The sequence below is a fragment of the Pseudomonas putida genome (assembly GCA_041879295.1).
In the GTDB taxonomy this organism is placed as follows: Bacteria; Pseudomonadota; Gammaproteobacteria; order Pseudomonadales; family Pseudomonadaceae; genus Aquipseudomonas; species Aquipseudomonas putida_Y.
On record CP047152.1, the window covers coordinates 382,688 to 403,679 of the forward strand.

The window sequence follows — 20,992 nt, forward strand, 5'->3', positions numbered from 1 at the left end:
CGCCGCCTTCGGGCCCAGCACAGTCCTTGTGGGAGCGGGCTTGTCCACGAAGAGGCCAGTGCAGTTATGCGCCTCGGTATCTCCCTCATATCCTCCGACGACAGCCCTGCCGCGAAAAGGCATCTCCCTGTCGCTTCCAGTCAGTGCGTCCGGCCCCATCCGGCCCACAATTCCCTGCATTCCAGTAGTACATGCCGCCCACGGATGGCGGCGCTTCAACCAACGCTGCATAAATAATAATCAAGCGAGGTACAAGCAATGTCTGGCAATCGTGGAGTGGTATATCTCGGCGCCGGCAAGGTCGAAGTGCAACACATCGACTACCCGAAAATGCAGGACCCGCGCGGCAAGAAAATCGAACATGGCGTCATCCTGAAGGTGGTCTCCACCAACATCTGCGGTTCTGACCAGCACATGGTCCGTGGCCGCACCACTGCCCAGGTCGGCCTGGTCCTGGGCCACGAAATCACCGGTGAAATCGTCGAGAAGGGCCGCGATGTCGAGCGCATGCAGATCGGCGACCTGGTATCGGTCCCGTTCAACGTCGCTTGCGGCCGCTGCCGTTCCTGCAAAGAGATGCACACCGGTGTCTGCCTCACCGTCAACCCGGCGCGCGCCGGCGGTGCCTACGGCTACGTCGACATGGGCGACTGGACCGGCGGCCAGGCCGAATACGTGCTGGTGCCATACGCCGACTTCAACCTGCTGAAGCTGCCTGAGCGCGACAAGGCCATGGAAAAGATCCGTGACCTGACTTGCCTGTCCGACATCCTGCCCACCGGCTATCACGGTGCCGTGACTGCTGGCGTTGGCCCAGGCAGCACTGTCTACGTTGCCGGTGCTGGCCCGGTCGGCCTGGCCGCCGCTGCCTCGGCGCGCTTGCTGGGCGCCGCCTGCGTAATCGTCGGTGACCTCAACCCGGCCCGCCTGGCCCACGCCAAGTCGCAGGGCTTCGAAGTGGTCGACCTGTCCAAGGACACCCCGCTGCACGAGCAGATCGTCGACATCCTCGGCGAGCCGGAAGTGGACTGCGCTGTCGACGCCGTAGGCTTCGAGGCCCGTGGCCACGGCCATGAAGGTGCCAAGCACGAGGCCCCGGCCACCGTGCTGAACTCGCTGATGCAAGTGACCCGCGTAGCCGGCAACATCGGTATCCCGGGCCTGTACGTAACCGAAGACCCAGGCGCGGTGGATGCCGCTGCCAAGATCGGCGCACTGAGCATCCGCTTTGGCCTGGGCTGGGCGAAATCGCACAGCTTCCACACCGGCCAGACCCCGACCATGAAATACAACCGCCAGCTGATGCAAGCGATCATGTGGGATCGCATCAACATTGCTGAAGTGGTGGGTGTGCAGGTGATCAACCTGGATCAGGCGCCGGAAGGGTATGGCGAGTTTGATGCGGGTGTGCCGAAGAAGTTTGTGATTGACCCGCATAAGATGTGGGGCGCGGCGTAAAAAGCGCTAAATAGAAAGAGCCCCTCGATTCAGAGGGGCTCTTTTATGGCTGTTCTGGCTTATCGCATCTCAGCCAGCATCTGCACTTGTGATCGCGTTACTTTCGACAGCTGGTATAACGCTGCTCACATAACGCTCTTGGGTCGACTTTACTTCACGCTAATCTGCTAGCAACTCTCGGATGCGGGTTCCCTCTTGGCGCAATTGTTCGATATTCCGGCGAAGTTCTTCAGGGACATGCATGTCTCCACGTTCCAACCTTCTGAGTACCTGTTTCAACCGGCGATATCTATCGTGCATAGCCTGTAGCCTAACTCGGTATGCTCGAGCTTGATCTGGCGGAAGAGCAGCTTTTATCTCAGGCTGGGGTTCAGGTATCGGATATCTAGGTGGTCTAGGGGGGGGCAGAAATTTCGGGCCTTTATCAGTGGGCAACAGGGTAGGTGTGACAATGCGCTGATGCCCGGTTGGCAACTGCTCGGAATAGCTTGGAAGCGCTCCAAGGTTATAAGTGGGCGGAGTACCTGATGTCGAAAATACTGCGGGATGGGAGGTAAAGTAAGGCGGAGCATCCCGATGATAAGGTGTGTTGACTTGGGCCGGACTATCGAGTTGAAGCAGTGTCTGTGAGCGTGTCCGGGGCAATGGAAGTCGCCGCTTAACAATAGCTGCGCGTACACCGACATGGCCCGTGGGGTCACTGTTGTTGACTGGGTCGTTGCCGCAGTAGCAGTATGAATTAATGCCCCCTTCAGCAAATGGGCTTAAGCTGTCAGGTGATATGAAGCGCATCAGTTTGGTTTCATATGCTCTATATCCGGAACCTAGAAAGTAAAGCCCTGTCAGCGCGTCAGGGAACTCACCATTAAATCCTTGACATGCTTTTCCCGACGGCAATGTCGTTGCGTAACCATAGGCAGTATAGGTATGTGTTTGGTGTTTACTCATTGAATTTGACCTATAGCGGCTGTGAATTCACATTCGGCAGTGTCTGCCAATCCAGCGGAGTCCGCTACTGACAGAAATATCAGGTAGGCGATGCCGGCCCTTAATGGCCAAGAGTCCCGATAATTGACTTGGAACAAACCCCAAAACCACAAGTCAAATCGTCGTTTCCCAGGCCATCCCGGCCAACGAGGTCCCTCCCGATGAAAGCAATCACCCTGGCAACCCTGATGACCCTGGCCGCAAGCCCGGTGTTCGCCTTCAACCTCAGCGACGCCGCCAACGCCGTGTCCGCCATGCAGAACCAGCAACAACAAGGCCAGATACAGGCACCCGAAGCGCAGGCCAATTTGCTCAACACCTTGGGCAGCCAGTTGAACATTACCCCTGAACAGGCGGTAGGCGGAGCAGGAGCCATGCTGGGGCTGGCACGCAACAACCTTAGCAGCGATGACTATGGGCAACTGACCAAGGCGGTGCCAGGGCTGGACCTGCTGGCCGGTGCAAATGCGCTGGGCGGGTTAAGTGGGTTGGGTGATTTGCTGGGCAAGAGCAGCGAGAGCCAGTCGGCGTTGAGCAACGCACTGGGCAACAACGTGGAAAACCGTAGCGACCTGGACAATGCGTTCAAGGCGCTAGGCATGGATACCGGGATGATCGGGCAGTTTGCGCCGCTGCTGCTGCAGTACCTGGGGCAGCAGGGGATTGCCGGGGCGTTGTTGCAGAATCTGGGGAGTTTGTGGACCACACCGGCGCCATTGGCTCAGCCCTCGGTCTGAAGGTCGGGTGAGGATTCTTGCGCAGTCTGCCCGGGCCTCTTCGCAGGGTGCCCGCGAAGAGGCCCGGGCAGACACTTGAAAATTATCAGCTCATTTCCTGCCGCAGCTGCTCGATCCGCTGGTCCTTCGCCACCCACAGCTGGTTCACCCAAGCCTGCACCGTCTGCCGAAACTCGGGATCATTCTCGTAATCCCCCGCCCACAACGCCGGGTCCAGCTCCCGCACCTGAATGTCGATAATCACCCGGCTGATGCTGCCATTGAGCAAGTCCCAGAACCCCGGTGCTTTGTTGCCGGGGTACACGATGGTCACATCCAGCAGGGCATCCAACTGCTCGCCCAATGCCGCGAGCACAAACGCCACACCACCCGCCTTGGGCTTGAGCAGGTAGCGATACGGCGACTGCTGCTCCTGGCGCTTGGCTTCAGTAAACCGGGTGCCCTCCAGGTAATTGACCACGGTCACTGGCTGGCGCTTGAACAGCTCGCAGGCCGCCTTGGTGATTTCCAGGTCCTTGCCCCTGAGCTCCGGGTGCTTTTCCAGAAACGCCTTGCTGTAGCGCTTCATGAACGGGTAATCCAGCCCCCACCAGGCCAGGCCCAGCAACGGCACCCAGATCAGCTCCTTTTTCAGGAAGAACTTGAAGAACGGTGTACGGCGGTTGAGGCTTTCGATCAGCGCCGGGATGTCGACCCAGGTCTGGTGGTTGCTCACGGCCAGGTACGAGGTGTCCCTGCGCAGGTTTTCCACACCGCGGATGTCCCACTGGGTAGGGATGCACAGGGCGAAGATGGCTTTGTCGATTTCCGACCAGGTTTCGGCCACCCACATCACCGCCCACGACGCGTAGTCGCGGCCACGGCCTGGCAACACCAGCTTGAGCAGGGCGAAGACCAGCAGCGGGCAGATCAATACCACGGTATTGAGCAGCAGCAGGGTGGTAGTGAGAATGCCGGTCAGCAGGCGACGCATAAAGAGACTCTTGTTGTGGGAGATAAACGGTTGGCAATGATAAGCAGGGCGGTGGCCTACGCCAAATGTCCAATGCCCGGCGGCGGGAACAAATGTTTCACGTTATGTTGTTTAGTCTTGTGTAAGCGAACCTCTCTTGCCAGTGCAGTCTAAGCACTGACCCTTTCAAGGAAGCCTGCCTGTGAAACCACTGCTTGCCCTGTTGTCGTTGTTGGCGCTGCCGGTAATGGCAGCCGAACCCACTATATACGGCCGTTACGAGAACATTGCCCTGCCTGAACTGGGCGAAACCCTGAAAGCCAAGATGGATACCGGCGCCTTCACCGCGTCGCTGTCGGCCAAGGATATCGAGCTGTTCACCCGCGATGGCGACGAGTGGGTGCGCTTCCGCCTGGCGACCAAGGACTCGGACGGCAAGGTTTACGAGCACAAGGTCTCGCGCATCAGCAAGATCAAGGGCCGTGCCGATGAAGAGGACGAAGGGGATGCGCCAGAGGTCTCCAAGCGCCCGGTGGTCGACCTGGAGCTGTGCCTGGGGGATGTGAAGCGTACCGTCGAGGTGAATCTGGTGGACCGCAGCAACTTCAACTACCCGCTGCTGGTGGGTTCCAAGGCACTGCGCGAGTTCAAGGCGGCGGTAAACCCGGCGAAGAAGTTCACTGCTGGCAAGCCAGGCTGTTGATCTGAAGCGTGCGCCATACAATGTAGGAGCGGGCTTGCCCGCGAACACACATAATGTGGTGTCAGGCACCGGCTTCGCCGGTGTTCGCGGGCAAGCCCGCTCCTACACTGAGATGTGCCAACCTTCAAAACCGCAAGGCCGGACGCCATGCCTCATATCCTCATCGTCGAAGACGAAGCCGCCATCGCCGACACCCTGGTCTACGCCCTGCAGGCCGACGGTCACAGCACCGAATGGGTAACCCTGGGCAGTGCCGCCCTCGACCAGCAGCGCCAGCGCCCGGCCGACCTGGTCATCCTCGACATCGGCCTGCCCGACATCAGTGGCTTCGAAACCTGTCGCCAGCTGCGCCGGTTCACCGAGGTACCGGTGATGTTTCTCAGCGCGCGGGACGGTGAAATCGACCGCGTAGTGGGCCTGGAAATCGGCGCCGACGACTACGTAGTAAAACCTTTCAGCCCTCGTGAAGTGGCAGCGCGCGTTCGGGCGATCCTCAAACGCATGGCCCCGAGGGCCGAGGTTGTCGGCGAAACCACCTTGTTCCACCTCGACACCTTGCGCATGCAGATCACCTACCGCAGCCAGCCGCTCACGCTGACCCGGCATGAGTTCCGCTTGCTGCAATGCCTGCTCGAACAACCGCAGCGGGTGTTCAGCCGCGAACAGCTGCTCGACGCTTTGGGCGTGGCCTCCGATGTGGGCTATGAGCGCACCATCGACAGCCATATCAAGAGCCTGCGCGCCAAGCTGCGCCAGGTAGCGGGTGAAGCCGAGCCGATCCAGACCCATCGTGGCCTCGGTTACAGCTATAGCCCGGAGCACGCCTGATGCGCTTGGGTATTCGCATCTTCCTGGTGTACTTCCTGTTCGTCGGTTTGGCCGGTTACTTCTTGCTCAATACCGTACGCGAACAGATTCGACCGGTAGTGCGCCAATCCTCCGAAGAAACATTGGTAGACACTGCCAACCTGCTGGCAGAAATCCTGCGGGATGACGTCAAGGCCGGCACCCTGAACGAGGGCCGCTTGCTCGAGGTGCTCGAGGCCTACGGCTCGCGCAGCCCGGGCGCACAGATCTGGGGGCTGGCCAAGAACCAGGTCAGCCACCGCATCTATGTCACTGACGCCAAGGGCATCGTGTTGCTGGACTCCAGTGGCGAGGCCCTGGGCAAGGATTACTCGCAGTGGAATGACGTGCTGCTGACCCTGCGTGGCCAGTATGGCGCCCGCTCCACCCGCAGCGACCCCAACGACGAAAGCACCTCGGTGATGCACGTTGGCGCGCCGATCATCGACAACGGCAAGATCATCGGCGTTGTCACCGTCGCCAAGCCCAATAGCTCATTGCAACCCTACATCGACCGCTCCGAGCGGCGCCTGCTCAGCCTGGGGCTAGGGCTGATCGGCCTGGGCTTGCTGATCGGTGCGGCTCTGTCGTGGTGGCTTGCGCGCTCGCTGCGCAAGTTGGCAGGTTATGCGCAGGCGGTCAGCGAAGGGGAACGTGCGGAGCTTCCGCATTACAAGGGCGGCGAGCTGGCGAACCTGGCACAGGCAGTGGAGCGCATGCGCACCCAACTGGAAGGCAAGGCCTATGTCGAGCGCTACGTGCACACCCTGACTCACGAGCTGAAAAGCCCGCTGGCGGCCATCCGTGGTGCTTCGGAGCTGTTGCAGGCCGAGGACATGCCCGCTGATCAGCGGGCGCGCTTCGCCGGCAATATCGAGCGCGAGAGCGAGCGGTTGCAGCAGATGATCGAGCGGCTGCTCAACCTGGCCAGGGTCGAGCAGATGCAGGCGCTGGAGGACGAGCAGCAGGTGGCGCTGGCGGCGTTGGTCGATGAGTTGCTGCTGGCCCATGCAGCGCGTATCGAAGGCGCCCGTTTGCAGGTACGTCAGCGGGTGCCTGCCATTTTGCGCTTGCTCTGCGATCCGTTTCTGATGCGCCAGGCGTTGGCCAACCTGCTCGACAACGCACTGGACTTCACCCCGGAAGGGGGCACGCTGCTGTTCGACCTAGAGCGCGATGGCGAACGGGTGGCGTTGAGCTTGTTCAACCAGGGGCAAGCGATACCGGCCTACGCCATCGGGCGGGTCAGCGAGCGGTTCTACTCGCTGCCGCGACCCGGGAGCGGGCGCAAGAGCACCGGGCTGGGGCTGAACTTCGTGGCCGAGGTGATGCAGTTGCATGGCGGGGCATTGGCGGTGGACAACGTCGATGGCGGGGTGCGCGTGCGGTTGTGGCTGCCGGTTCGGCGCATCAGCTGAGACAGCCGGGGCTGCACAGCAGCCCCAAATACACTCAAATCACACAGTCTCTCCACAAAGCCTCCACGCAAGGCGCAGACACTGCGCCCACTGCCACAGGAGGCCACATGAACAAGACCCTCGGTTTCAAACTCGGCATGATCGCCATGCTGATGTTGCTGTTGCTCATCCCGCTACTGCTGATCAACGGCCTGATCGACGAACGCCAGGCCATGCGCGACGGCGTGCTGCGCGATATTGCCCAGAGCACCAGCTTCGACCAGCAACTCAGCGGCCCGCTGCTGGTGGTGCCGTACCGCAAGTACCAGCGCCGCTGGATCGAAAAGGACGGTGAGCGTACCCAGGAAACCAGCACCATCGCCGGCCACCTGTACTTCCTGCCGGAAACCTTCGACGCCGACCTGGGTGTGGACACCGAACTGCGCGCCCGCGGCATCTACCAGGCCCGGTTGTTTCACACCAAAGGCCGTATCAGCGGCCGCTTCAAGCTCCCGGCGCATTGGGGGATCGACAAGGACTTTGACGACTACCGCTTCGACACGCCGTTCCTGGTGGTGGGCATCAGTGATATCCGTGGTATCGATAGTGGTCTGGAGCTGAGCATGGATGAGCAAAAAGTGCCGTTCGAGGCCGGCACCCAGCTCGACTGGATGCGTGGCGGCGTGCACGCCAGCCTGCCGGGGCTGGACGGGCTACAGGCGCGAGCGTTCAGCTATGGCTTTGACCTGGCGCTGCAAGGTACCGGCCAGTTGCACGTGGTCCCCGTGGGCCGTACCAGCAGCGTGGACATGCGCGCCAACTGGCCGCACCCGAGCTTCGTCGGCAACTACTTGCCCAACCGCCGCGAAATCGATGCTCAAGGCTTCAGTGCCCATTGGCAAACCTCGTTCTTTGCCACCAACCTTGAGGATGCCATACGCCAGTGCGCTATCGCCGGGCAGTGTACGGATTTCAGTGAGCGCAGCTTTGGCGTGAGTTTTATAGACCCGGTGGACCAGTACCTGAAAAGCGAGCGGGCGATCAAATACGCGTTGTTGTTCATTGCCCTGACCTTTGCCGGCTTCTTCCTGTTCGAAGTAATGAAGAACCTGAGTGTGCACCCCGTGCAGTACATCCTGGTGGGCGTGGCGCTGGCGTTCTTCTATCTGCTGCTGCTGTCGTTGTCCGAGCACATTGGCTTTGGTCTGGCGTATGGGCTGTCGGCTTCGGGCTGTGTGCTGCTGATCGGCTTCTACCTGAGTCATGTTTTACGCAGCCTGTGGCGAGGGGTGGGTTTTGCAGCGGGTTTGGCGGCGTTGTACGCGCTGCTCTTCGGGCTGCTGAGTGCCGAAGACTATGCCCTGCTGATGGGGTCGCTGTTGTGTTTCGGCTTGCTTGGGGTGTTCATGGTGCTGACCCGGCGGCTGGACTGGGCGCGTGTGGGGAGGGCGGCATGAGGGAGGATAGAGAGATCGGGCGCTGGTTGGCGCTCAGGATCGGGCTGTTGTTTCCTGTGATACCTAGGTGAAGCTTTCGCGGGCAAGCCCGCTCCCACAGGTACGGCGCACACTACCTGTGGAGCGGGCTTGCCCGCGAAGGGGCCCTGTCAGGCCACTGGCGCTGTAGCGACCATCGATGGCCGCTTGACCACCTCGGCATACCACGCCGCCAACCCAGGCTGGTGCTCGCGCCAGCCAAACCCGGGCTGACGCAAATCCAGATAGCCCAGCGCACAGGCCACGCCAATCGCCGCCAGGTCGAAGCCGGAGATCAGCTCCGGCAAGTGCTCCTGCTCCAGGTTGGCCAGGCTACGGCGGATCTTGTCACCCTGTGCCTGCAGCCAGCCATCCCAGCGCTTGTCTTCTGGCCGCAGGAAGCTCTCATAACGGCTCGACACCGCCGCATCCATGATCGCATCGGCCTGTGATACCAAGGTCATGCGCCGCCAGCGCGCCGAGCCTTCTCGCGGCAGCAGCGGCAGGCCTACGTGCTGCATGTCGAGGTACTCGCAGATTACCCGGCTGTCATGCAGCACGGTGCCGTCTTCCAGGCGCAGGGCCGGGATCTTGCCAATCGGATTGTCCAGGTTGAGCTGCGGGTCGCCGCTCACCGGGCTGATGTTCACCGGCTGCAACTGCACACGCTCAAGCTGGCCGGTCTCGTGCAACACCACCATGACCTTGCGCACGAAAGGCGACAACGGCGAGTGGAACAGGGTCATCGTGCTCATGCGTCAGTTACCTTGCAGGCTGGGTGGCAGGCACACGCCGGTGCCGCCGATGCCGCAATAGCCGTCCGGGTTCTTGGCCAGGTACTGCTGATGGTAGGCCTCGGCGAAATATACGGTCGGTGCCTGGTCGATTTCGGTGGTGATCTCACCGAAGCCGGCCTTGCTCAGCTCGGCCTGGAAGGCGTCGCGGCTGGCCTTGGCCTGTTCCAGCTGTTCCGGGCTGGTGCAGTAGATGGCCGAGCGGTATTGGGTGCCGATGTCGTTGCCCTGGCGCATGCCTTGGGTGGGGTTGTGCAGCTCCCAGAACATTGCCAGCAGTTCGCGGTAGCTGACCTTGTCCTTGTCGAACACCACCAGCACCACTTCGGTGTGGCCGGTCAGGCCCGAGCAGACTTCTTCGTAGGTAGGGTGCGGGGTGAAGCCGCCGGCGTAGCCGACCACGGTGCTGACCACACCTTCACGCTGCCAGAAGCGGCGCTCTGCGCCCCAGAAGCAACCCAGGCCGAAGATGGCGAAGTCGATGGCGCCTTCGAAGAATGGGCCGAGCAGCGGGGTGTCTTTGAAGACGTAGTGGAACTCGGGCAGGCTCATTGGCGTGTCGCGGCCAGGCAGGGCCTGTTCCGCAGTTGGCATGACGTTTTTGTTCACCAGGATTTCCGAACGCAGGACCATGGCCGTTCCTCTGTATGTCATTGAGATGGGGGCTGGGGCCTTCGCGGGTAAACCCGCTCCCACAGTTGCCCCCACAAATACCGAATACTGTGGCGTACCTGTGGGAGCGGGTTTACCCGCGAAAGGGCCCGAATGGCTTCTATAGTGCCCGAGGATTACGCAGCTGTCAGGCCACCGGGCCACGCGGATAGCGCTTCAGCCGCTCGGCCAGCTCGCGCCCGGGAATCGGCCGGTCGAACAGGTAACCCTGGCCAACGTCGCAGCGGTGGCGGCGCAGGAACGCCAGCTGCTCCGGCGTCTCGATCCCTTCGGCCACCACCTTCAGCTTCAGGTTGTGGGCCATGGCCACCACCGCCGAGGTGATTTCCATGTCGTCCTGGTTGTCGGGGATTTCGTTGATGAAGCTGCGATCGATCTTGAGGATGTCGATCGGAAACTTCTTCAGGTAGCTCAGCGACGAATAACCGGTGCCGAAGTCGTCCATGGCCAAGGTCAGGCCCAGAGCCTTCAGCTCGTCCAGCTGGCGGTGGGTGTCTTCGCTGGCTTCCAGCAGCAGGCCTTCGGTCAACTCCAGCTCCAGCAGGTGCGGGGGCAGGGCTTCTTCCTTGAGGATGGTGCTGATCGACGCCACCAGGTCCGGGTCGGAGAACTGTTTGGGCGACAGGTTAATGGCTACATGCAGGTTGCCCAGGCCGGCCTTGCGCAGTTGCTGGCTCATGCAGCACGCCTGGCGCACTACCCATTTGCCGATAGGGATGATCAGGCCGGTTTCCTCGGCCACGCTGATGAACTGGTCCGGGCGGATCATGCCGCGTTCGGGGTGGTTCCAGCGCAGCAGCGCTTCCAGGCCCAGCAGGCGACCGCTGCGCAGGCACAGCTTGGGCTGGTAGAACACTTCCAGTTCGTTCTGGGTCAGGGCTCGGCGCAGGTTGTTCTCGACGAACAGCTTGTAGCTGGCTTCGGCGTTGAGCACTTCGGTAAACACCTGTACCTGGTGTTTACCGTTGGCCTTGGCCTTGTGCAATGCAAGGCCGGCATTCTTCATCAGGCTGGCCGGGTCGACGCCGTGCAACGGTGCACAGGCCAGGCCTACCGAGGCGGTGACGTTGATCAGCTGGTTGTCGACGAACATCGGCTTGTCGAGGGTGCACAGCAACTGCTGGGCAACGCCTTGGCCATCTTCAAGGCTGGTGTCGTCGAGCAGCACGGCGAATTCGTTACTGGCAAAGCGCGCCAGGATGCCACCGCTGTGCAGGCTGTTGCGCAGACGCCTGGCCAGGCTGATCAGCAGCTTGTCGCCGGTTTGGTGGCCAAGGCTGTCGTTGATGCGCTTGAAGTTGTCGATGTCCACCAGCAGCAGGCACATCGAGCTTTCGCCATCGCGGGCGAAGCGCTCGTCCAGGCTGCGGATGAACGCCGGGCGGTTGCCCAGGTTGGTGAGGTTGTCGGTGTAAGCCAGGCGTTCGATGCGTTGCTGGGCCAGCTTGGTCTGGGTGACGTCTTCGTAGATGCCGATGTAGTGGGTCAGCTCACGGTTGTCACCGTATACCTTGGAGATCGACAACTGGCCCCAGTACGGCTCCAGGTTCTTGCGCCGGCTCTTGAACTCGCCCTGCCAACTGTTGCCCATGGCCAGGCTCGACGGCGAGTCGAACAGCAGTTCGCTGAGGTTCTCCAGTGCCGGTAGCTCACCCAGCTGGCGGCCCTGCACTTCGTCGGTACTGTACTGGGTGATGGCGGTGAAGCTGGGGTTGACGTACTCCACCCGGCCGTCGCGATTCACCAGCAGGAAGGCACTGGCGCTTTGCTCGACCGCACGCTGGAACAGGTGCAGGGCGCTGGCCGCGGCACGCCGTTTGTGGTTTGTGATCACTTGGGCGAACTGGTCGGCCAGCTCGCCGGCAAAGGCAATCTCGTCCGACTGCCAGGCCCGTGGCTGGCCGGTTTGCTCCAGGCACAGCACGCCAATCACCTGGCCATCGACACGGATGCTGGCGTCGAGCATGGCCTTGTTTTCCGGGCGCATGCTTTGCGCCAGGGCGCGGGTGCGCGGGTCGTGGCCGGCGTTGTGAGCGTCGATGGCGCGGCTTGCGTGCAGTGCATCCAGGTAGTCCGGGAAGCGGCTGGCATCGATAGCTTCGGGCTGGCGGTGCTCTTGCGCGTCGCGGTACCAGGCGATGATCGGTTCCAGGCGTTGGTCTTCCAGGTGCCAGATGCTGGCGCTGTCGACCTTGTAGATTTCGCAGGCGCTCTGGGTAATCAGCTGGGCCGCTTCGAACAGCGAGTTTCCCGCGCTGTAACGCTGGCGGGCAAGGCGCAGGATAAGGTCCTGCTGGCCGCGTACGCGCTCCAGGTGCTCCAGCTGTTCTTGCTGCGTGCGCTGGTTCTGTTGCAGGGCCAGCTGCAGGCGGTTGTTGCGTGACTCCAGGTCGCTGGCGCCAAGTTCGCCGCTATCTTCCTGCTGATCGTCGAGCACGCTCAGGTAGCCGCGCAACAGTTGGCGGTTGTGTTGCTTGTAGGCTTCACCCGCCTCCAGCAGGCGTAGCGAGGTGTTCGGCGTGTGCAGGGTGTAGCGCACGCGGTAGTAGCCGCGCTGGGCCAGTTGCAACTGGATTTCGTCGTGCAGCCGGTAGCGTGCTTCGGGTTCCATCAGGCTGGCGTAGGGCGCGTCAATCAGGGCGCACAGCTCGCCGGGTTGCATGCCGAACTGGCGCTCACAGGCCGGGTCAAGGTAGAGCATGGCCCAGGTGGCTTCGTTGAGCCGTTCGAAACGCAACATGCCGAGCCGCGAGGGCACGGGTAATTGCGTCACGACCTCGGCCGCCACACGGCTGGCGGCATCGGGTTGGCTTTTCATCGAAGACTCGCTTGAAGAGGGAACGCTGCCTTTTGGCTGCGGCGAATTTGGCAAGGTTGCATCATGTCCCGAGGGCTGGCAAGCGGCCATGCTTGATGCTGTGGACAGGTTATCGGCGGGTGGGGCGGAAAACTTAGATCGCCTTGGGATTTTTGCCGCCTGGGAGATCGAGCGCCGCCCGCGCGGCGCATCGCGAGCTACGCTCGCTCCTACGTTTGTTTCGGGCCAGTACAGCCTGTGGCAGGCGCACGCGACCGCCGTGTTAGTACGACGCTATATCGCGCCATGTATCAAGGCGATCGCGCGCAAGTCCCACAGGAAAATTGGCCCGAAATAAACGTAGGAGCGAGCGTAGCTCGCGATGCGCCGCGCGGGCGGCGCTCGGTCTCCCAGGCGGCAAAACCCTATCGGCGGACAAAAAAAGCCCCGCCAATCGACGGGGTTGAGGTACGAGCGTGGCAGCTCGAAAAGGGAACTGCCCCTCGCAAGGAGGGGCAGTGTGCTGCCTTACAGCAGCATGGTGCGGATATCGCCCAGCACGTCGCCCAGGCGCTTGGTGAAGCGCGCGGCGGCAGCGCCGTTGATCACACGGTGATCGTAGGACAGCGACAGCGGCAGCATCAGCTTTGGCTGGAAAGCCTTGCCATCCCAGACTGGCTGCATGGTCGCCTTGGAGACGCCCAGAATAGCCACTTCCGGCGCATTGACGATCGGCGTGAAGCCGGTGCCGCCAATGTGGCCGAGGCTGGAGATGGTGAAGCAAGCGCCTTGCATCTCGTCGGCCGACAGCTTCTTGGTGCGCGCCTTCTCAGCCAGTGCAGCGGCTTCGGCAGCCAGTTGCAGCAGGCTCTTCTGGTCGACGTTCTTGATCACAGGGACCAGCAGGCCGTCCGGAGTGTCCACGGCGAAGCCGATGTGCACATACTTCTTGCGGATGATGGCCTTGCCGCTTGGCGCCAGCGAGCTGTTGAAGTCCGGCAGTTCCTTGAGCAGGAAGGCGCAGGCCTTGAGCAGCAGTGGCAGCACGGTCAGCTTCACCCCAGCCTTCTCGGCCACGGCCTTCTGCGCAACGCGGAAGGCTTCCAGCTCGGTGATGTCAGCGGAGTCGAACTGGGTGACGTGCGGCACGTTCAACCAGCTGCGGTGCAGGTTGGCAGCACCGACCTGCATCAGGCGGGTCAGGGCCACTTCTTCCACTTCACCGAACTTGCTGAAGTCCACGGCAGGGATCGGCGGGATGCCGGCGCCGCCGGTTGCGCCAGCGGCGGCCGGGGCTTCCTTGGCCTTCTGCATCATCGCCTTGACGTATACCTGCACGTCTTCTTTCAGGATGCGGCCATGCGGACCGGTGGCGGCAACAGCGCCCAGGTCGACACCAAATTCACGGGCCAGCTGGCGAACCGCCGGGCCAGCGTGAACCTTGGCATTGCTGCCAGCGGCCGGTGCGGTAGCAACCGGTGCAGCGGCAGCGGCCGGGGCAGCAGCTGGAGCGGGTGCGGCAGCCGGAGCAGCCTCAGCCTCAGCCTTGGCCGGGGCAGCAGCAGCTGGAGCCGCTGCAGCAGGCGCAGCGCCAGCAACCTTGAGCTTGAAGATCAGGTCGCCAGTACCGACTTCGTCTTCCAGCTTGCACAGAACTTCTTCAACCACGCCAGCAGCCGGCGACGGGATTTCCATGGAGGCCTTGTCGGACTCCAGGGTAATCAGCGACTGGTCAGCTTCGACGGTGTCGCCGACTTTGACCAGCACTTCGATGATCTTGGCTTTGCCCGACGAACCGATGTCCGGCACGTGGATGTCCTGCACGCTGGCAGCAGCCGGAGCTGCAGCCGGAGCAGGGGCGGCTTCGGCGGCCGGAGCCGGCGCAGCTGCCTGAGCAGGAGCGGCAGCAGCCGGCGCCTCAGGGGCCGCAGCAGCGGCGCCCTCGGCTTCCAGGACCAGCAGCTCGTCGCCTTCTTTCAGGCGGTCGCCCAGCTTGACCTTCAGCTCCTTGATGACGCCGGCCTTGGGCGCCGGGATTTCCATGGAGGCCTTGTCGGACTCCAGGGTCAGCAGGCTCTGGTCAGCCTCGATACGGTCACCGACCTTGACGAACAGCTCGATGATTTCACCTTCACCGCTGCCGATGTCAGGTACGCGAATGAGTTCGCTCACTTAAAAATACTCCTCAGCAGTCCAGTGGGTTGCGCTTGTCCGGGTCGATACCGAACTTGACGATAGCGTCTGCAACAACCTTGGGTTCGATCTCGCCACGGTCAGCCAGGGCTTCCAGGGCAGCCAGCACCACGAAGTGGCGGTCGACTTCGAAGAAGTGACGCAGCTTCTTGCGGCTGTCGCTGCGACCGTAACCGTCGGTACCCAGGACTTTGAACTCTTTGCTCGGTACCCACTGGCGAATCTGCTCGGCGAACAGCTTCATGTAGTCGGTAGAGGCGATGACCGGGCCTTTGCGACCGTTCAGGCACTGCTCGACGTAGGTCTGCTGTGGCTTCTGGCCAGGCTTCAGGCGGTTGGCGCGTTCCACGGCCAGGCCGTCGCGACGCAGTTCGTTGAAGCTGGTGACGCTCCACACGTCGGCACCGACGTTGAACTCTTCACGCAGGATCTTCGCGGCTTCGCGGACTTCGCGCAGGATGGTGCCGGAGCCCATCAGCTGTACGTGGTGTGCGGCTTCGCGGGTGTCCTCTTCCAGCAGGTACATGCCCTTGATGATGCCTTCCTCGACACCGGCCGGCATGGCTGGCTGCTGGTAGGATTCGTTCATCACGGTGATGTAGTAGAAGATGTCCTGTTGCTCTTCGGTCATCTTCTTCATGCCGTCCTGGATGATCACCGCCAGCTCGTAGCCGTAGGTCGGATCGTAGGTGCGGCAGTTCGGGATGGTGCCCGCCATCATGTGGCTGTGACCGTCTTCGTGCTGCAGGCCTTCACCGTTGAGGGTGGTACGGCCGGCGGTACCGCCGATCAGGAAACCACGGGTGCGGCTGTCGCCAGCGGCCCAGGCCAGGTCGCCAATACGCTGGAAACCGAACATCGAGTAGAAGATGTAGAACGGCAGCATCGGCTGGTTGTGGCAGCTGTACGAGGTACCGGCAGCGATGAACGACGACATGGCGCCGGCTTCGTTGATGCCTTCCTCGAGGATCTGGCCCTTCTTGTCTTCGCGGTAGAACATCACCTGGTCTTTATCGACTGGCTCGTAGAGCTGGCCGACCGACGAGTAGATGCCCAACTGGCGGAACATGCCTTCCATACCGAAGGTACGGGCTTCGTCCGGGATGATCGGAACGATGCGCTGGCCAATGTCCTTGTCCTTGACCAGCTGCGCCAGAATACGCACGAAGGCCATGGTGGTGGAGATTTCGCGGTCGCCCGAGCCGTCCAGGATCGCTTTCAGCGTTTCCAGTGGCGGGGTCGGCACGCTGAAGCTCTTGGCACGGCGCTGCGGTACGAAGCCACCCAGGGCTGCGCGGCGCTCGGCCAGGTACTTGGCTTCGGCAGAACCTTCTTCCGGCTTGAAGAACGGCAGGTTCTCCAGGTCGGCATCCTTGACCGGGATGTCGAAGCGGTCACGGAAGTGACGCAGGCTGTCGACGTCGACCTTCTTGGTGTTGTGCGCGGTGTTCTTGGCTTCGCCAGCACCGGTGCCGTAACCCTTGATGGTCTTGGCCAGGATGACGGTCGGCTGCTCTTTGTGGTTCACAGCCTGGTGATACGCCGCGTAGACCTTGTACGGGTCGTGACCGCCACGGTTGAGCTTCCAGATCTCTTCGTCGGACAGGTCTTCGACCATGGCCTTGAGTTCCGGGGTGTTGAAGAAGTGCTCGCGAACGTACGCGCCGTCTTTGGCTTTGTAGTTCTGGTATTCGCCGTCGATGACTTCGTCCATGCGGCGCTGCAGGGCACCGTTGGTGTCCTTGGCCAGCAGTGGGTCCCAGAAACGGCCCCAGACGACTTTGTTGACGTTCCAGCCACCGCCACGGAACACGCCTTCGAGTTCCTGGATGATCTTGCCGTTGCCGCGAACCGGGCCGTCGAGGCGCTGCAGGTTGCAGTTGATGACGAAGATCAGGTTGTCCAGCTTCTCGCGGCCGGCCAGGGCGATTGCACCCAGGGATTCCGGCTCGTCGCACTCACCGTCGCCCATGAAGCACCAGACCTTCTGCTTGCCGGCCGGGATGAAGCCACGGGCTTCCAGGTACTTCATGAAGCGTGCCTGGTAGATCGCCTGGATTGGGCCCAGACCCATCGAAACGGTCGGGAACTGCCAGAAGTCAGGCATCAACCATGGGTGCGGGTACGAAGACAGGCCGTTGCCGTCCACTTCCTGACGGAAGTTGTTCATCTGGTCTTCGCTGATACGGCCTTCCATGAAGGCACGGGCGTAGACGCCTGGCGAAGCGTGGCCCTGGAAGAAGACCAGGTCGCCGCCGTGTTCTTCGGTAGGGGCCTGGAAGAAGTAGTTGAAGCCGATGTCGTACAGAGTGGCACTGGAGGCGAAGCTAGAGATGTGTCCGCCCAGGTCCGAGTCTTTCAGGTTGGTACGCATGACCATGGCCAGCGCGTTCCAACGCACCATCGAGCGAATGCGGCGTTCCATGAACAGGTCGCCAGGCATGCGTGCTTCGTGGGTGACAGGGATGGTGTTGCGGTATGGCGTGGTGATCGCATACGGCAGCTGGGAGCCACTACGGGTGGCCAGCTCGCCCATACGGGTCATCAGGTAATGAGCGCGGTCTTCGCCTTCTTTGTCGAGGACCGACTCCAGGGCATCCAGCCATTCCTGGGTTTCGATTGGATCGAGGTCTTGCATGGCTTGCTCCAGGGCGGAAAGGCAACCAGAATCGATTGCCTGAGATTGCGACTGGCCTTATGGGCAGACGTCGTGAATTCTTGGATTACCGGGGTGTCTTCCGGCGCGTTGTAGTTTTACTACATTTGCTTTCGCATTTCATGCTTTTACACGACACGAGTAGTAGTAAAACTACATTTGTGCGACGTTTGGTCGCACCTTGGCTTGTGAGGAAAAACGTTCATGTTGGTTGGCATTGTGTCGCGAACGGGTGGTTCTTGATGTTTGTTGCCAAGTTTTCGTTTTTTTCAGCTATTTCCAACTTTTGTACGACAGTCCAACCGTGGTCCGGCTTCCCCTTGGCCGCTTTTTCCCCTCTATTTCACGCCGATCAAGGATAGACCATGCGCCTACCTTTGCCCTCCGATCTGCCTGCCACCTTGCAGCCGCTGGTCACTCGCAACCAGCAGTTCATCAGCGATGCCGTGGCCGGCCACCCCGAACTCGACCTGCAGGCCTGGAGCCCGCTGCACCGGCAGCAGTTCGACCAGGTGGCTGCTGCCAGCGAGTTCGTGCTCAGCCTGGCCCAGCGCGAGCCCGCCATGCTGTTCGCCCTGCTGGCCAGTGGCGAGCTGGAGCGGCGATACGCCCCGGGTGAGCTGCGCGGGCAAATCGCCGCAACAGCCCAGGCGGCACAGAGCGAGGACGAGCTGGCGCGCAATCTGCGCCGCGCGCGCAACCGCCAGCAGTTGCGCATTATCTGGCGCGACATTACCCGTCAGGCGGAACTTGGCGAAACCTGCCGGGACCTGTCGGACCTTGCCGATGCGGCCATCGACGAAGCCTACCAATGGCTGTACCCGCGCCATTGCCAGCAATTCGGGACGCCCATCGGCAACCGCAGCGGCCAGCCGCAGCACATGGTGGTGCTGGGCATGGGCAAACTGGGAGCGGTAGAGCTTAACCTGTCGTCGGACATCGACCTGATCTTCGGTTTCCCCGAGGGCGGTGAAACCGAAGGGGTGAAGCGCTCGCTGGACAACCAGGAGTTCTTCACGCGCCTGGGCCAAAGGCTGATCAAGGCGCTGGACCCGGTTACTGTCGACGGCTTTGTGTTTCGCGTTGACATGCGCCTGCGTCCCTATGGTTCGGCGGGTGCCCTGGTGCTCAGCTTCAATGCACTGGAGCAGTACTACCAGGACCAGGGCCGCGACTGGGAACGTTACGCGATGATCAAGGCGCGAGTGGTGGCCGGCGATCAGGCGGCCGGCGCGCAGTTGCAGGAAATGCTGCGCCCGTTCGTGTACCGCCGCTACCTGGACTTTTCCGCAATCGAAGCGTTGCGCACCATGAAGCAGCTGATCCAACAGGAAGTGCGGCGCAAGGGCATGGCCGAGAACATCAAGCTGGGTGCCGGTGGTATTCGCGAAGTGGAGTTCATCGCCCAGGCCTTCCAGCTGATCCACGGCGGGCGTGACCTCAGCCTGCAGCAGCGGCCGTTGCTCAAGGTGCTGGCCACCCTGGAAGGCCAAGGCTACCTGCCGCCGGCGGTGGTGGCCGAGCTGCGCGAGGGCTATGAGTTCCTGCGCTATACCGAGCACGCCATCCAGGCCATCGCCGACCGCCAGACGCAAATGTTGCCGGAAGGTGAAACCGATCAGGCACGAGTGGCCTACATGCTCGGCTTTGCCGACTGGCAGAGCTTCCATGACCAGTTGATGTACTGGCGTGGCCGCATAGACTGGCATTTCCGCCAGGTCATTGCCGACCCGGATGATGAAGACGGTGAAGGCGAACTGGTGGTGGGTGGCGAGTGGTCGCCGTTGTGGGAGCAGGCGCAGGATGAAGAAGCCGCTGGCCGGCAATTGCAAGAGGCTGGCTTCAAGCAACCCGCCGAAGCCTTGAGGCGCCTGGCCGGGCTGCGTTCCAGCCCGCAGTTGCGCTCGATGCAGCGCATCGGCCGTGAGCGACTTGACGCATTCATCCCACGGCTGCTGGCCCAGGCGGTGGAGCATGACAACCCTGACCTGGTGCTTGAGCGGGTGCTGCCATTGGTCGAGGCTGTGGCAAGGCGTTCTGCCTACCTGGTACTGCTGACCGAAAACCCCGGTGCCTTGCGCCGTTTGCTGACGCTGTGCGCCGCCAGCCCGTGGATTGCCGAGCAGATTGCCCTTTACCCGTTGCTGCTCGACGAACTGCTCAATGAGGGCCGCTTGTTCAGCCCGCCCTTGGCGCCAGAACTGGCCAGCGAGCTGCGCGAGCGCCTGACGCGCATCCCCGAGGACGACCTGGAGCAGCAGATGGAGGCGCTGCGCCATTTCAAGCTGGCCCACAGCCTGCGCGTGGCTGCCTCGGAAATCAGCGGCAATCTGCCGTTGATGAAAGTCAGCGATTACCTGACCTGGCTGGCTGAAGCCATCCTCGACCAGGTGCTGGCCCTGGCCTGGCGCCAGACCGTGGCCCGCCACGGCCAACCCAAGCGCAGCGACGGCAGCCTGTGCGACCCAGGTTTCATCATCATCGGTTACGGCAAGATGGGCGGCCTGGAGCTAGGCCACGGTTCGGACCTGGACCTGGTCTTCATCCATGATGGCGATCCGCAGGCGGAAACCGACGGTGCGAAGCCTATCGACAGTGCGCAGTTCTTCACGCGTCTGGGGCAGCGCATCATCCACTTGCTGACCACCCAGACCAACTCGGGCCAACTGTACGACGTGGATATGCGCCTGCGCCCGTCCGGCGCCTCGGGCCTGCTGGTCAGCTCGCTGGGCGCCTTCGAGCGCTACCAGCAGAACGAAGCCTGGACCTGGGAACACCAGGCGCTGGTGCGAGCCCGCGTGCTGGTGGGTTGCAAGCAGGTGGGTGCGGCGTTCGAAGGTGTGCGCGCCAAGGTTCTGGGCCAGGCGCGCGACCTGGAAAAACTGCGCGACGAGGTGAGTGAAATGCGCGCCAAGATGCGTGACAACCTCGGTACCAAGGCTACGGCTGCCGGTACCGCGGCGAACGCCTTCGACGCCGGTGTACCCTTCGATATCAAGCAGGATGCCGGCGGTATCGTCGATATCGAATTTATGGTGCAATACGCCGCTTTGGCCTGGTCCCATGACCATCCGGCCCTACTGCGATGGACCGATAACATCCGCATTCTGGAAGAGCTGGAGCAGGCGAACTTGATGCCGGCCAGTGACGCGGTGCTGTTGCGTGAAGTGTACAAGGCGTTCCGCTCGGCCTCCCACCGCCAGGCCTTGCAGAAGCAGGCCGGGGTGATCGATGCGGCGCAGTTTGCCGATGAACGCCGTGAAGTGCGGCGGATCTGGGGTGAGTTGGGTTTAAGCTGATACCGTGTTGGCTTATTCGTGGGCAA

At 62.0% G+C, this 20,992-nt stretch carries 14 protein-coding genes; 7 read left to right on the top strand and 7 right to left on the bottom strand.

Going from position 1 to position 20,992, the window contains the following annotated elements:
• Positions 1–258: 258 nt before the first annotated feature.
• Positions 259–1,458, top strand: a complete 1,200-nt coding sequence (fdhA, locus tag GST84_01740) for a formaldehyde dehydrogenase, glutathione-independent (GenBank protein ID XGB11148.1) — start codon at positions 259–261, stop codon at positions 1,456–1,458.
• A gap of 159 nt (positions 1,459–1,617) precedes the next feature.
• Here the strand turns inward: fdhA and GST84_01745 are convergent, their stop codons facing one another.
• Positions 1,618–2,406 (bottom strand): hypothetical protein, encoded by a 789-nt coding sequence (locus GST84_01745; GenBank protein XGB11149.1) that lies wholly within the window; start codon positions 2,404–2,406, stop codon positions 1,618–1,620.
• 200 nt (positions 2,407–2,606) lie between these two features.
• Between GST84_01745 and GST84_01750 the strand changes: the two genes are divergently transcribed.
• Complete coding sequence (locus GST84_01750; GenBank protein ID XGB11150.1) at positions 2,607–3,182, top strand: DUF2780 domain-containing protein; 576 nt, start codon at positions 2,607–2,609, stop codon at positions 3,180–3,182.
• Between the two features lie 85 nt (positions 3,183–3,267).
• Here the strand turns inward: GST84_01750 and GST84_01755 are convergent, their stop codons facing one another.
• The gene (locus GST84_01755) at positions 3,268–4,155 is read right to left on the bottom strand and encodes an acyltransferase (protein XGB11151.1); all 888 of its coding nucleotides are present in this window, start codon (positions 4,153–4,155) and stop codon (positions 3,268–3,270) included.
• Positions 4,156–4,336: 181 nt separating this feature from the next.
• Between GST84_01755 and GST84_01760 the strand changes: the two genes are divergently transcribed.
• The 4 genes from GST84_01760 (at position 4,337) to creD (ending at position 8,537) form a co-directional block, all read left to right on the top strand.
• Entirely contained in the window at positions 4,337–4,837 is a 501-nt protein-coding gene (locus GST84_01760; protein XGB11152.1) for an ATP-dependent zinc protease, read from the top strand.
• A 147-nt stretch (positions 4,838–4,984) separates the two neighbouring features.
• A complete protein-coding gene (gene creB, locus GST84_01765; GenBank protein ID XGB11153.1) occupies positions 4,985–5,665 on the top strand; it encodes a two-component system response regulator CreB in 681 nt (226 codons plus the stop codon).
• On the top strand, positions 5,665–7,101 hold the full coding sequence (gene creC, locus GST84_01770) for a two-component system sensor histidine kinase CreC (GenBank protein ID XGB11154.1): 1,437 nt from the start codon (positions 5,665–5,667) through the stop codon (positions 7,099–7,101). The genes creB and creC overlap by 1 nt, the downstream gene beginning before the upstream one ends.
• 107 nt (positions 7,102–7,208) lie before the next feature.
• Positions 7,209–8,537, top strand: a complete 1,329-nt coding sequence (gene creD / locus GST84_01775) for a cell envelope integrity protein CreD (protein ID XGB11155.1) — start codon at positions 7,209–7,211, stop codon at positions 8,535–8,537.
• 149 nt (positions 8,538–8,686) lie between these two features.
• Here creD and GST84_01780 read toward each other — a convergent pair whose 3' ends face one another.
• The 5 genes from GST84_01780 to aceE form a co-directional block, all read right to left on the bottom strand.
• On the bottom strand, positions 8,687–9,310 hold the full coding sequence (locus tag GST84_01780; protein ID XGB11156.1) for a glutathione S-transferase: 624 nt from the start codon (positions 9,308–9,310) through the stop codon (positions 8,687–8,689).
• Between the two features lie 3 nt (positions 9,311–9,313).
• A complete protein-coding gene (gene msrA / locus GST84_01785) occupies positions 9,314–9,982 on the bottom strand; it encodes a peptide-methionine (S)-S-oxide reductase MsrA (protein ID XGB11157.1) in 669 nt (222 codons plus the stop codon).
• Positions 9,983–10,148: 166 nt separating this feature from the next.
• Complete coding sequence (locus tag GST84_01790) at positions 10,149–12,839, bottom strand: EAL domain-containing protein (protein XGB11158.1); 2,691 nt, start codon at positions 12,837–12,839, stop codon at positions 10,149–10,151.
• Between the two features lie 507 nt (positions 12,840–13,346).
• Entirely contained in the window at positions 13,347–14,990 is a 1,644-nt protein-coding gene (aceF, locus tag GST84_01795) for a dihydrolipoyllysine-residue acetyltransferase (GenBank protein ID XGB11159.1), read from the bottom strand.
• Between the two features lie 13 nt (positions 14,991–15,003).
• A complete protein-coding gene (gene aceE, locus GST84_01800; GenBank protein XGB11160.1) occupies positions 15,004–17,649 on the bottom strand; it encodes a pyruvate dehydrogenase (acetyl-transferring), homodimeric type in 2,646 nt (881 codons plus the stop codon).
• Between the two features lie 383 nt (positions 17,650–18,032).
• Here aceE and glnE point away from each other — a divergent pair, with 383 nt between their 5' ends.
• Positions 18,033–20,966: a bifunctional [glutamate--ammonia ligase]-adenylyl-L-tyrosine phosphorylase/[glutamate--ammonia-ligase] adenylyltransferase gene (glnE, locus tag GST84_01805; GenBank protein ID XGB11161.1), complete on the top strand. Its 2,934-nt coding sequence runs from the start codon at positions 18,033–18,035 to the stop codon at positions 20,964–20,966.
• Positions 20,967–20,992 lie beyond the last annotated feature (26 nt).

What these genes read in the sequence shown, in the direction of transcription:
- creB (XGB11153.1), top strand. Translation starts at nt 4,985, where the DNA reads ATGCCTCATATCCTCATCGTCGAAGACGAAGCCGCCATCGCCGACACC.
- GST84_01750 (XGB11150.1), top strand. Translation starts at nt 2,607, where the DNA reads ATGAAAGCAATCACCCTGGCAACCCTGATGACCCTGGCCGCAAGCCCG.
- GST84_01755 (XGB11151.1), bottom strand. Translation starts at nt 4,155, where the DNA reads ATGCGTCGCCTGCTGACCGGCATTCTCACTACCACCCTGCTGCTGCTC.
- aceE (XGB11160.1), bottom strand. Translation starts at nt 17,649, where the DNA reads ATGCAAGACCTCGATCCAATCGAAACCCAGGAATGGCTGGATGCCCTG.
- GST84_01745 (XGB11149.1), bottom strand. Translation starts at nt 2,406, where the DNA reads ATGAGTAAACACCAAACACATACCTATACTGCCTATGGTTACGCAACG.
- GST84_01790 (XGB11158.1), bottom strand. Translation starts at nt 12,839, where the DNA reads ATGAAAAGCCAACCCGATGCCGCCAGCCGTGTGGCGGCCGAGGTCGTG.
- creD (XGB11155.1), top strand. Translation starts at nt 7,209, where the DNA reads ATGAACAAGACCCTCGGTTTCAAACTCGGCATGATCGCCATGCTGATG.
- creC (XGB11154.1), top strand. Translation starts at nt 5,665, where the DNA reads ATGCGCTTGGGTATTCGCATCTTCCTGGTGTACTTCCTGTTCGTCGGT.
- msrA (XGB11157.1), bottom strand. Translation starts at nt 9,982, where the DNA reads ATGGTCCTGCGTTCGGAAATCCTGGTGAACAAAAACGTCATGCCAACT.
- glnE (XGB11161.1), top strand. Translation starts at nt 18,033, where the DNA reads ATGCGCCTACCTTTGCCCTCCGATCTGCCTGCCACCTTGCAGCCGCTG.
- GST84_01780 (XGB11156.1), bottom strand. Translation starts at nt 9,310, where the DNA reads ATGAGCACGATGACCCTGTTCCACTCGCCGTTGTCGCCTTTCGTGCGC.
- fdhA (XGB11148.1), top strand. Translation starts at nt 259, where the DNA reads ATGTCTGGCAATCGTGGAGTGGTATATCTCGGCGCCGGCAAGGTCGAA.